Origin of the sequence: Pseudacidovorax sp. NFM-22 (assembly GCF_021401245.1) — a bacterium.
Classification (GTDB): domain Bacteria; phylum Pseudomonadota; class Gammaproteobacteria; order Burkholderiales; family Burkholderiaceae_C; genus Xenophilus.
This window is the reverse complement of sequence record NZ_JACBFY010000012.1, coordinates 70418-81853: the sequence shown is the minus strand read 5'-3', so window position 1 is coordinate 81853 and position 11436 is coordinate 70418. Positions and strand designations below refer to the sequence as shown.

Genomic DNA, 11436 nt, shown 5'->3' with positions numbered 1-11436 from the left:
GAACGATGAGACGTGAGCACAAGATGCCCTTCGGCGCCACGGTGCTGGAGGGCGGGGGCGTTCGTTTTCGCCTGTGGGCGCCCGGCGTGGCCGAGGTGATGGTCGAACGCCGCGCCCGTGGCACCGGCTGGGCCACGCACCCCATGACGGCGGTCGGCGACGAGGGCTGGTTCGGCTGCGACGTGGCCACGGCCGCGGCGGGCGACGACTACCGCTTCGTGCTGCCCGACGGCCTGAAAGTGCCCGACCCGGCCTCGCGCCACAACCCCGACGACGTGCACGGACCGAGCCGTGTGGTGGCCCCGGCCGCCTACGAATGGCATGACGACGACTGGCAGGGCCGGCCCTGGCGGGAGGCCGTCATTTATGAACTGCACATCGGCGGCTTCACGCCCGAGGGCACCTTCGACGCCGCCCGCAAGAAGCTGCCCGAACTGGCGGCCCTGGGCGTCACGGCCATCGAGATGATGCCGGTGGCCGACTTCCCCGGCACCCGCGGCTGGGGCTACGACGGCGTGCTGCAGTTCGCGCCCGAGGCCAGCTACGGCCGGCCCGAGGCGCTCAAGGCCTTCGTGGATGCGGCCCATGGCCTGGGGCTGATGGTGCTGCTGGACGTGGTCTACAACCACTTCGGCCCCGAAGGCAATTACCTGCACGCCTACTGCCCGCAGTTCTTCAATCCCGCGCACCAGACGCCCTGGGGCGCCGCCATCAACTACGACGGCGACCATGCGCGGCCGGTGCGCGACTTCTTCGTGCACAACGCGCTCTACTGGATCGAGGAATTCCGCTTCGACGGCCTGCGCATGGACGCGGTGCATGCCATCCGCGATGACTCCGAGCTGCACATCGTGCGCGAGATCACCGAGGCGCTGCGCCAGGGCCCTGGCCGCGAGCGCGCCATCCATGTCGTGCTGGAGAACGAGCACAACCACGCGCACCTGCTCACCCGCGACGCCGAGGGCCGCCCGCACGACGCCACGGCGCAATGGAACGACGACTTCCACCATGCCGCGCATGTGCAGGCCACGGGCGAGATCGACGGCTACTACCTCGACTACGCGAGCGAACCCAAGGCGCTGGTCGGCCGGGCGCTGGCGGGCGGCTTCATCTACACCGGCCAGCCTTCGGTGACGCGCGACGGCGATCCGCGCGGCGAGCCCACCGACGCGCTGCCGCCAACGGCCTTCGTCTCCTTCCTGCAGAACCACGACCAGATCGGCAACCGCGCCTTCGGCGAGCGCATCGAGGCGCTGGCCCCGGCCCACCGGCTGCGGGCGCTGCGCGCGGCGCTGCTGCTGTCGCCCCATGTGCCGCTGATGTTCATGGGCGAGGAATGGGCGGCCACCGCCCCCTTCCTGTACTTCTGCGACTTCGGGCCCGAGCTGGCCCAGGCCGTGACCGACGGGCGCCGGCGCGAGTTCGGCCGCTTCGAGGGCTTCACCAGTGCCGAGGCGCGCGCCCGCATCCCCGACCCGAACGCCGAAAGCACCTTCACCGCCAGCCGGCTTGATTGGGCCGAGCGCGAGCAGCCCGGCCATCGCGAGCGCGTGCACGAGGTGCGCACGCTGCTGGCGGTGCGCAAGCGCCGCGTGATGCCGCACCTGCCGGCCAGACCGGGCAGCGGCCGCTGGCAACTGTCCGGCGACCTGCTTTTCCTGCAGTGGGAAATGACGCCGTCGCAGCCGGACGGTCTATGCTGGCTGCAGATGGTCATCAACCTGGGCGATACCGAGCAACTGGGCGCCGCACCCACCGGCCGCGTGTTCCACAGCTGGGGCTGCCACCTGGCCGCCGGGCCGAGCCCGCGCCTGCCCCTGCTGGCGCTGTCGCCGGGCGGCGGATGTGCGGCCCTGCTGCAGTTGCCGGTCTTCGACGAGGACGACGACACCCTCTCCGTGTTCGAGGCGCCCTGACGAGGTGTGACCGCCGCCGCCGTGCCTGCCCCGCCACTCTCCGGTACATCCCCCGGTGCTGCGGGGAGTGCCCGGCCCCTGGCTGCGCGATGCGCCGGTGCCGCCCGTGCCCAGTCAATCCACCCATCCACGGCGGATTGGTCCACACTGGGTGAGCCTTTTCCTTTTCCTCCTGCGACTGTCCCTCCATGTCCGAAGCCCTCTATCGCGCCTGCGCCCGTTGCGGCCTGTCCCCCCGTTACCACGATGTCTGGGGCCGCGAGGTGGCGGTGGAGCCGCGGCACCTGGCCAGCCTGTTGCACGAGCTGGGCCTGGGGCGCCATGACCCGCAGGACGAGGCCGCGTGGCAGGCCGAGATTGATCGCATGGACGAGGCCGAATGGCGCACGGCCTTGCCGCCGGTGCTGCTGGCCCAGGCCGACAGCCTGCGCGTGCCCCTCAGCCTGCGCTGGCCCGAGGGCGAGTCCGCACCGCCCTGGACCCTGCAGCTGGAGCAGGGCGGCGCCCATGAGGGCCTGATCGACTTCGGCCAGGGCGAGGGCGCGCGCCGGCAGGTCGACGGGCGCATGCTCGTCGAGCGCCATGCCGTGCTGGAGCTGCCCGACGCCCTGCCCATGGGCTACCACCGCCTGCGCGTCGGCACGGCCGAGCTGCTGGTGATCGCCGCGCCGGCCTCCTGCCAGCCGCCACCCGGCGATGCCGAGGGCGTGCGGCACTGGGGTGTGGCCGCGCAGCTCTATGGCCTGCGCTCGGACACGCAATGGGGCATGGGCGACTTCGCCGACCTGGGCCGCCTGGTCGAACAGGCGGCCGGCCTGGGTGCGCAGGCCGTGGGCCTCAATCCCTTGCATGCGCTGTTCCCGGACGATCCCGGCCAGTGCAGCCCGTACAGCCCGTCCTCGCGGCTCTTCCTCAATCCGCTGTACATCGCCGTCGAAGCCCTGCCCGAATATGCCGACTGCCTGGAGGCGCGACGCCTGGTGGAGTCCGACGAATTCCAGGCCCGGCTGGGCCACCTGCGCGCCCAGTCGCTGGTGGACCACGAAGGCGTGGCCGCCGCCAAGCTGGAGGTGCTGGCGCTGCTGCACGCGCATGTGCAGGCCCGGCGCCAGGTGCCCGAGCCCGGCCTGGTCGCGCGCCAGCGCGATGAGGCCTTCCGGGCCTTCTGCCAGCAGCGTGGCGAGGCGCTGCAGCGCCATGCCACCTTCGAGGCCCTGCGCCGTCACCTGCGTGCCCGCGATCCCGACTGCTGGGGCCCGCCCTGCTGGCCCGCGGCCTACCGCGATCCGGGCTCGGCCGAGGTGAAGGCCTTCGCGCAGCAGCATGCGGCGCAGGTCGAGTTCCAGGCCTGGCTGCAGTGGCTGGCCGCCAGCCAGCTCGAGGCCGCCGCGCGCCAGTGCCGCAGCCGCGGCATGGCCATCGGCCTGTACCTGGACCTGGCCGTCTCGGTGGACCGCCATGGCGCCGACGCCTGGGCCGGCGGCGACGTCTTCGCGCCCGGCGCCAGCGTGGGTGCGCCGCCCGATGCCCTCAACCAGCTGGGCCAGGACTGGGGCCTGCCGCCCATGCGGCCCGCAGCCCTGCGCGCCAGCGGCTATGGCCTGTTCATCGAGGCCCTGCGCGCCAGCATGCGCAACGCCGGCGCGGTGCGCATCGACCATGTGATGGGGCTGACCCGCCTGTTCTGGATCCCACCCGGCGAGAAGGCCGCCAGCGGCGCCTACGTGGCCTATCCGGCCGAGGAGATGATGGCCATCGTCGCCCTCGAAAGCCGACGCCAGCGCTGCGTCGTCATCGGCGAGGACCTGGGCACGGTCACCGACGCCACGCGGGCGCTCATGCAGCGCTACGGCCTGCTGTCGTACCGGCTGATGGTGTTCGAGCGCGAGGGCGCGGCCTTCAAGCGCCCCGCGGCCTACCCGGCCCAGGCGCTGGCGGCGGTGAGCACGCACGATCTGGCCACGCTGGAAGGCTGGTGGTCGGGGGCCGACCTGGGCGAGCGCATCCGCCTGCAGCTCTACCCCAGCGACGAGATGGCGCGCCAGCAGCTGGCGGAGCGCGCGGCCGACCGCGTGCAGCTGGCCTTCGCGCTGGAGGATGCCGGCCGGCTCGATGCCGAGGCGGGCGCGCGCCTGCTGGGCAGCGGCGACTTCGGCACCGAGGCCGCGGCCGCCGTGCACGGCTGGCTGGCCCAGGCGCCGTCGCGGCTGCTGATGGTGCAGGCCGAGGACCTGCTGGGCGAGCGCGGCCAGGCCAACCTGCCGGGCACGGTGCACGAGCATCCCAACTGGCGCCGCCGGCTGGCCCTGCCGGTGGAGCAATGGGCGCAGGCGCCGCGCGTGGCCGCCATCGCCGCGGCCGTGGCCGCCGAACGGCCGGCCGTGGGCGGTGCGGCCGCGGCGGAAGGCCCGGTGCGCCATCCGCTGCGCCTGCCGCGGGCGACCTACCGGCTGCAGTTCCATGCCGGCTTTACCTTCGACGATGCCATCGCCATCCTGCCCTACCTGCAGCGGCTGGGCATCAGCCATGTCTACTGCTCGCCGCTGCAGCGCGCGCGGCCGGGCAGCACCCACGGCTACGACGTGGTGGCGCATGACCAGATCAACCCCGAGCTGGGCGGCGAGGCCGGCTTCATGCGCTTCTGCGCCGCGCTGCAGCGCCACGGCATGGGTCAGATCCTCGACCTGGTGCCCAACCACATGGGCGTGCTCGGCGGCGACAACCCCTGGTGGGAGGACGTGCTGGAAAACGGCCCCGCCTCGCTCTACGCCAACCACTTCGACATCGAATGGCAGCCCGCCGACCCGGAGCTGGCCGGCAAGGTGCTGCTGGCCGTGCTGGGCGGCGCCTACGGCCAGGTGCTGGACGACGGCGAGCTGAAGCTGGGCCTGGACGCCGCGGGCGGCCGGCTGGCCATCCACTACCACGACCATTGCTTCCCGGTCGCGCCCGAAAGCTATGCGCCCGTGCTGCGCTCGGCCGAGCCGCTGATGGCCGGCCCCGAGGACGCGGCCGCCCTGGCCGGCGTGGCGCAGGCCTTCGAGTCGCTGCCCGCCGGCGCGGACGACGCCGCGCGGCGCGCCCGCGACAAGACCGCCGCGCAGGCCCGCCTGGCCGCGCTGATCGGCGAATCGGCCGCCTTCGGCAGCGCCGTGCAGGCGGCCGTGGCGCGCTGGAACCATCCGCGCCACCGCGAGGCGCTGCACCAGCTGCTGGAGGCGCAGCACTACCGCCTGGCCTTCTGGCGTGTGGCCTCGGACGAGATCAACTACCGCCGCTTCTTCGACGTCAACGAGCTGGCGGCGCTGCGCATGGAGCGGCCCGAGGTCTTCGAGGCCACGCATGCCCTGCCGCTGGACCTGGCTGCGCGCGGCCTGGTGGACGGCCTGCGCATCGACCATCCCGATGGCCTGCACGACCCGGCCGCGTACTTCGACCGGCTGCAGCAGGGCTTCGCGCGGCGCACCGGCCGGCGCCTGGCGGCCGATGACGGCAGCGGGCGGCCCGAGCGGCCGCTCTACGTGGTCGCCGAGAAGATCGCCGCCGGCCACGAGGAGGTGCCCGAGGCCTGGGCCATCCATGGCACCACCGGCTACCGCTTCGCCAACGTGGCCGCAGGCGTGCTGGTGCAGACCGAGTCCGACGCCGCCTTCGACCGCATCTGGCGCGGCTTCACGGGCGAGGACGCACCCTTCCACGAGGTCGAGTACCTGGGCAAGCGGGCCGTCACCCGCAATGCGCTGGCCTCGGACCTGACCATGATCGCCACGGCCGCGCTGCGCATCGCCCGCGCCGACCGCCGCACGCGCGACTACACCCTCAACAACCTGCGCCGCGCGCTGGCCGAGGTGGCCACCTGCATGCGCGTCTACCGCAGCTACGTGACCGACCGCGGCCTTTCCGCGCAGGACCAGCGCTACATCGACGATGCCATCGCCGCCGCGCGCGAGCGGGGCGAGCTGGCCGACGACAGCATCTACGACTTCGTCGGCCAGGCGCTGCGCGGCGAGCTGCATGCGGGCGACCCGGTGCTGCATCCACAGGTGCTGCGGCTGGCGGCGCGCTTCCAGCAGTTCAGCGCGCCGGTGGCCGCCAAGGGCGTGGAGGACACGGCCTTCTACCGCTGGTACCCGCTCGCCTCGCTCAACGAGGTGGGGGGCGATCCGGCCACCTTCGGCTTCACGCTGGAGCAGTTCCACGAGGCCAGCGCCGACCGCGCCCGCCGCTGGCCGCACACGCTGCTGGCCACTTCCACCCACGACAACAAGCGCGCCGAGGACGTGCGCATGCGCCTGCATGTGCTCTCGGAGATGCCGGCCACCTGGCGCCTGGCGCTGCGCCGCTGGCATGCGCTGGCCGAGCCGGAGGCGCAGGTCGCGCTGCTCGACCATGGCGTGACACCGTCGCGCGCCGACGAATACCTGCTCTACCAGACCATGCTGGGCATCTGGCCCGCCGGCGGCGCCGACGAAGAGGCCCGCGAGGAGCTGGCCGAGCGGCTGGTGCGCTACATGCACAAGGCCGCGCGCGAGGGCAAGCGCCACACCAGCTGGGTGATGCCCGACGAGGCCTACGAAGGCGCGCTGGCGCAGTTCGTGCGCGGCGTGGTGGACAGCGAGGAGTTCCGCGCCGACTTCGAGCCGCTGGCCGCGCGGCTGGCCTGGTGGGGCGGACTCAATTCGCTGGTGTTCACGGCGCTCAAGTTCTGCTCGGCCGGCGTGCCCGACACCTACCAGGGCACCGAGTGCCTGGACTTCAGCCTGGTCGATCCCGACAACCGCCGCCCGGTCGACTACGCGGCGCGCAGCGAGCTGCTGGCCGGCCTGGAGGCCCTGGCCGCCCGCCCGGAGCGCATGGCCGAGGGCCTGGCCCAGCGCATGACACCCGCGCGCCTGGGCGAGGCCAAGCTGTGGACGGCCTGGCGCCTGCTGCAGATGCGCCGCGAGCATGCCGCCCTGGTGCGCGACGGCGACCACCAGCCCCTGTACGCCAATGGGCCGGCCGACGAGGCCGTGGTCGCCTTCACCCGGCAGGCCGGGGACGATGCGCTGGTCTTCGTCGCGGGCCGCTTCTTTGCCGAACAGGACGACGACCGCCGCGACGCGCCGCCGCCTGAGGGCTGGGACGCGCAGGCCTGGGCGGCGACCACGCTGGCGCTGCCGCAGCGCCCGGGCGGCTGGCGCGACGTGCTCAGCGGACGCCATGTCGAGGGCGGCTGGGTGGCGGTCGACGCGCTGCTGCAGACGTTGCCCTGCGCGGTGCTGGTGCCCGCGGAACACGCGGTGTAGGCGGCGTCCTTCATGGTGGCCGGCCGATGCCTGCTGCCTTTGGCGGCGTCGCGCCTCATCATGGTCCTCCACATCCAGGTCCGACGGAGACAGCCATGACTACCCTGCAAAGTGCCGTGTTCCCCGGCAGCGTGCTCCAGCACCCCGAGCGCATCCATCTCGACTGCCGGGACGACGTGAGCTATTGGATGGGCGAATTCGGCGTCACCGAATCGCTGCTGCGCCTGGCCGTGGAGCGCGTGGGCGATTCGCCCGGCGCCGTGCGCCGCCTCATGCGCGACGGCTGGGGCGCCCGCCCGCCCGCCGCCGCCCCGTGGCCGACGCTCACTGCCTGAAATCACCTACGCGGCCGGCCGGCCGCCTTCGCAGCATCGCTCCATGGCCACCGGACACTGGAGAGCACCGATGCCCCAACTGGATTTCGAGGAGGGCCTGGCCCCTCCGCTGATGCCCGCGCCGGGCACCCCGCCGGGCGAAACCTGGCTCTGGCATGTGCCGGGCCGCGGCTACGACAGCGCCCATGAGCGCGCCGCCCGCACCGACTTCGCCCAACGGCTGGCGGCCCTGAAGGGTTACCGCTTTGCCGGGGACTTCGATCCGCAGCGCCCCGCAGGCGCACCGCAGTACGTGGTGCCCAACGACACCCTCACCACCGCCGACGCCCAGGCCGCTGGCATCCACGGCCCGCACGACCTGTTCGGCGGCGTCGTTCCCCATTCCTTCGTCGCCACCAAGGCCATCACCCATCCGCTGGTCGATGCGGATGCGGCGCGGCCCGAAGGCTGGTCGGCCGACTTTGCCGCGCAGGCGGCCGATGCGGTGCTGCACGGCTACACCGCCTTCAGTCGGGTCGAGGCGCAGCGGGCTGGCCGGATGATGCTGGCCCGTGGTCCCGTCCGGGTGAAGGCCGTGCGCGGCACCGCCGGCCGGGGCCAGAGCGTGGCCCACGACACCGAATCGCTGGACCGCCAGCTGGAGGCGCTGGGCGAGCCCGCCATCGCCGCCGACGGCGTGGTGCTGGAAGAGAACCTGCGCCATCCCGACACCGTGAGCGTGGGCCAGGTGCTCGTCGGCAGCCTGGTGCTGAGCTACTACGGCCATCAGCGGCTGACCTACGACAACCAGGGCGAGGCCGTCTACGGCGGCTCGCAGCTCACGCTGGTGCGCGGCGGACTGGATGTGCTGATGGCCGAGCCCTTCCTGCCCGACGCGCTGCGCCTGGCCGTGGCCCAGGCGCGCAGCTACCACGCGGCCGTGGAGCGCAGCTACGCCGGCTTCTTCGCCTCGCGCATCAACTACGACGTGGCGCAGGGCATGGACGTGCACGGCCAGTGGCGCTCGGGCGTGCTGGAGCAGTCCTGGCGCCTGGGCGGCGCCACCAGCGCCGAGATCGCCGCGCTGGAGCGCTTCCATGCCGACCCCACCCTGCAGCAGCTGCGCGCTGCCAGCGGCGAGTGCTATGGCGAGGAGCAAGCGCCCGAGGGCGCGCAGATCTACTACCGCGATGTGGACCCGAGCGTGGGCCTCATCACCCGCTATGCGCTGATCCTTCCTGATGCAGACCCAGCTTGAGACCCTGCAGATCGCCGTCGACGACCAGAAGATCGACGGCACCCTGGTGGCGGCCGCCAAGGTGCCCGGCGTGCTGCTGGTGCACGGCTGGGACGGCAGCCAGGAACAGTACCTGGCCCGGGCCCGCGAGATCGCCGCACTCGGCTGCGTCTGCCTCACCTTCGACCTGCGCGGCCACGCCCGCCACGCCGCGCAGCGGCTGGACGTGACGCGCGAGGACAACCTGCGCGACGTGCTGGCGGCCTATGACACGCTGGCCGGCCATCCCGCCGTCGATCCCACCGCCATCGCCATCGTCGGCAGCAGCTACGGCGGCTACCTGGCGGCGCTGGTCACGGGCCTGCGGCCCGTGCGCTGGCTGGCCATGCGCGCGCCTGCGCTCTACCGCGACGAGGACTGGGAGGTGCCCAAGGGCCAGCTCAGCCGCAGCGACCTGGCGGCCTATCGCCTGACCTCCATCGCGCCCGAGGCCAACCGCGCGCTGGGGGCCTGCGAGGCCTTCCGCGGCGACGTGCTGGTGGTCGAGTCCGAGCACGACAGCACCGTGCCACATCCGGTCATCGCCAACTACCTGGGTTCCTTCCGCGCCGTGCGCTCGGTCACCTACCGGGTGCTCTCGGGCGCGGACCATGCGCTGTCGAAGGAAGCCTGGCGCAAGGCCTACGGCGCGTTGCTGGTGACGTGGATGACCGAGATGATGCGGGGGCTGCACGTGGCGCCGGACATGGCGGCCTCGCGTGCGCCGGTCAGCCCGCCCTGAGGCAGGCGGCTGAGGGTGGCGGCTGCTGCTGCCGGGCGCTTAGTAGTGATAGCGCAACTGCGCGATCAGAAGGGCGTCGCCCTCCACCTTGTAGACGATGCGGTGTTCGTCCGTGAGCCGGCGGGACCAGTAGCCTGCCAGTGCATGCTTGAGCGGCTCCGGCTTGCCGATGCCGGCGAAGGGGGCGCGCTGGATTTCCCTGATGAGCTTGTTGATGCGCTCCAGCATGCGACGGTCCTGTTGCTGCCAGAAGAGGTAGTCCTCCCAGGCCGCCTCGGCGAAGACCAGTTTCATTCGGCCAGTTGGCGGGGCATGCCGCCGCCGCTTTCCAGCTGTTCGATGGCACCGAGCAGGCGCCGCGCGTTGGCGGGGCTGCGCAGCAGGTGCGCGGTTTCTTCCAGCGCGGTGAAATCTTCGAGCGACAGCATCACCACCGACTGCTCGCCGTTGCGCGTGATGATGAGCGGCTCGTGGTCGTTGCACACCCGATCCATGGTGCTGGCCAGGTTGGCGCGGGCGGCGGAATAGGAAATGGCATCCATGCGGGACTCCTGTGCTTGTACGTGAAATTGTACAGATGCAGTGCGCCGTCGGCGTTGGTGCTGGAAAACCCCGCTCTGCCGGATCACCGTCGTGTCTAGTCCTTCATCCAGGCGCGAAGCGTCAGCCCGCTGACGACTGCCGCCTGAATCCTTTTGCCTTTGCCGCGCCTCTTGTCCCGTGTCATCCACTTCCTGACACTGACGAGGACACCATGCGCTTTCTTTCCACCAACCTGGGCGCCCGCGAGCGCCTGTTGCGCCTGCTGGGCGCCGCCCTCCTGGCCGTGGCGGCCTGGTGGCTGCGTGCCGACGGCTGGCTGCCGATGCTGGCTGCGGGCGGGGCGGTCGTGCTGGCGGGCACGGCGCTGGCCGGCTTCTGTCCCGCCTGCGCGCTCTTCGGCCTGCGCCAGCCCCGGGGACGTCGATGATCCGCGAGCGTCTGCCCCTGGTCGAAGCGGCCCGCGCCGGCAACGCTGCCGCCCTGGCGCGCCTGCTGCACGACTGCCAGCCCGACCTGCGGCGCTTTGCCCGCCGCACCTGCGCGACCACCGAAGACGCCGAGGACGCGGTGCAACAGGCGCTTTGGCAGCTTTATCGGCATATCGGCGCCCTGCGCACGGTGGCGACCTTTGCGCGATGGCTGTTCCGGATCGTCGAGCGGGAGTGCTTCCGCCTGTTCCGGCGCGGCGGCGGCGCCGACGCTGGCGTGCCGGCCGCCGAACCCGACATGCTGGCGGCACCGGCCGTTCCGCACGATCTGCGCCTGGACCTGGCGCGTGCGGTCGAACGCCTGCCCGCCCTGTACCGCGAGGTGCTGGTGCTGCGCGACATCCAGGAGCTGACCGCCCCCGAGGTGGCGGCCGAACTCGGCCTGAGCCTCGCGGCGGTCAAGAGCCGCCTGCACCGGGCGCGCGCCATGGTGCGCGAGCAGCTGCTGCAAAGCGGCTACTGGCTCAAGGACGGGGAGGTGGGCCATGGCTGAGCCGCAGGCACCACGCGGCTACCAGTCGCCCGAGGACCTGCAGCGCATCCCGGCGCTCGCGGCCCTGGCGCCGCCCGAAGCGCGGGCCTTTCTCGCCTTCGACCACGCGGCTCGCCGGGCCGACGGCCACATCCCGGCCAGGACGCGCGAGTGGATCGCGCTGGCCGTGGCCCTGACGACGCAGTGCGCCTACTGCCTGGATGTCCACACCCGCGGCGCGCGGCAACTGGGCACCACGCCCGAAGAGCTGGCCGAGATCGCGCTGATCGCCGCCGCGGTGCGCGCGGGCGCCACGCTCGGCCACGGCCTGCTGGCGCTGCGGCTGTTCGAGGGCGCCGCCGCCGGCCCCGGCCCCGGCCGCTGAGGGCCCTGGCGC

Annotated in this window: 10 protein-coding genes; 8 read left to right on the top strand and 2 right to left on the bottom strand. The window is 72.6% G+C overall.

The genetic code is table 11. From position 1 onward, the window contains the following. The first annotated feature begins 5 nt into the window (after positions 1 to 5). From treZ to L0984_RS28585, 5 genes are all read left to right on the top strand, one after another. The gene (treZ, locus tag L0984_RS28605; RefSeq protein WP_234197812.1) at positions 6 to 1916 is read left to right on the top strand and encodes a malto-oligosyltrehalose trehalohydrolase; all 1911 of its coding nucleotides are present in this window, start codon (positions 6 to 8) and stop codon (positions 1914 to 1916) included. Positions 1917 to 2104: 188 nt separating this feature from the next. Beyond that, entirely contained in the window at positions 2105 to 7204 is a 5100-nt protein-coding gene (gene treY / locus L0984_RS28600) for a malto-oligosyltrehalose synthase (RefSeq protein WP_234197811.1), read from the top strand. A gap of 95 nt (positions 7205 to 7299) precedes the next feature. Then, complete coding sequence (locus L0984_RS28595; protein ID WP_234197810.1) at positions 7300 to 7539, top strand: DUF3606 domain-containing protein; 240 nt, start codon at positions 7300 to 7302, stop codon at positions 7537 to 7539. A 70-nt stretch (positions 7540 to 7609) separates the two neighbouring features. After that, on the top strand, positions 7610 to 8776 hold the full coding sequence (locus tag L0984_RS28590) for a DUF3182 family protein (protein ID WP_234197809.1): 1167 nt from the start codon (positions 7610 to 7612) through the stop codon (positions 8774 to 8776). Continuing rightward, a complete protein-coding gene (locus L0984_RS28585) occupies positions 8760 to 9536 on the top strand; it encodes an alpha/beta hydrolase family protein (protein WP_234197808.1) in 777 nt (258 codons plus the stop codon). Before L0984_RS28590 ends, L0984_RS28585 begins: the two co-directional genes overlap by 17 nt. Before the next feature lie 39 nt (positions 9537 to 9575). On the opposite strand, the gene L0984_RS28580 is transcribed toward L0984_RS28585, so the two are convergent. Continuing rightward, positions 9576 to 9830 (bottom strand): Txe/YoeB family addiction module toxin, encoded by a 255-nt coding sequence (locus L0984_RS28580; RefSeq protein WP_234197807.1) that lies wholly within the window; start codon positions 9828 to 9830, stop codon positions 9576 to 9578. Further along, complete coding sequence (locus tag L0984_RS28575; protein WP_234197806.1) at positions 9827 to 10078, bottom strand: type II toxin-antitoxin system Phd/YefM family antitoxin; 252 nt, start codon at positions 10076 to 10078, stop codon at positions 9827 to 9829. Before L0984_RS28575 ends, L0984_RS28580 begins: the two co-directional genes overlap by 4 nt. A 212-nt stretch (positions 10079 to 10290) precedes the next feature. On the opposite strand from L0984_RS28575, the gene L0984_RS28570 reads away from it, so the two are divergent. Genes L0984_RS28570 through L0984_RS28560 form a run of 3 tightly spaced genes read left to right on the top strand, consistent with a single transcriptional unit; the run spans position 10291 to position 11424 of the window. Further along, positions 10291 to 10506 (top strand): YgaP-like transmembrane domain, encoded by a 216-nt coding sequence (locus tag L0984_RS28570; RefSeq protein WP_234197805.1) that lies wholly within the window; start codon positions 10291 to 10293, stop codon positions 10504 to 10506. Further along, the gene (locus L0984_RS28565; protein ID WP_234197804.1) at positions 10503 to 11060 is read left to right on the top strand and encodes an RNA polymerase sigma factor; all 558 of its coding nucleotides are present in this window, start codon (positions 10503 to 10505) and stop codon (positions 11058 to 11060) included. The genes L0984_RS28570 and L0984_RS28565 overlap by 4 nt, the downstream gene beginning before the upstream one ends. Then, positions 11053 to 11424: a carboxymuconolactone decarboxylase family protein gene (locus L0984_RS28560; protein WP_234197803.1), complete on the top strand. Its 372-nt coding sequence runs from the start codon at positions 11053 to 11055 to the stop codon at positions 11422 to 11424. Before L0984_RS28565 ends, L0984_RS28560 begins: the two co-directional genes overlap by 8 nt. The last annotated feature ends 12 nt before the right edge of the window (positions 11425 to 11436 follow it).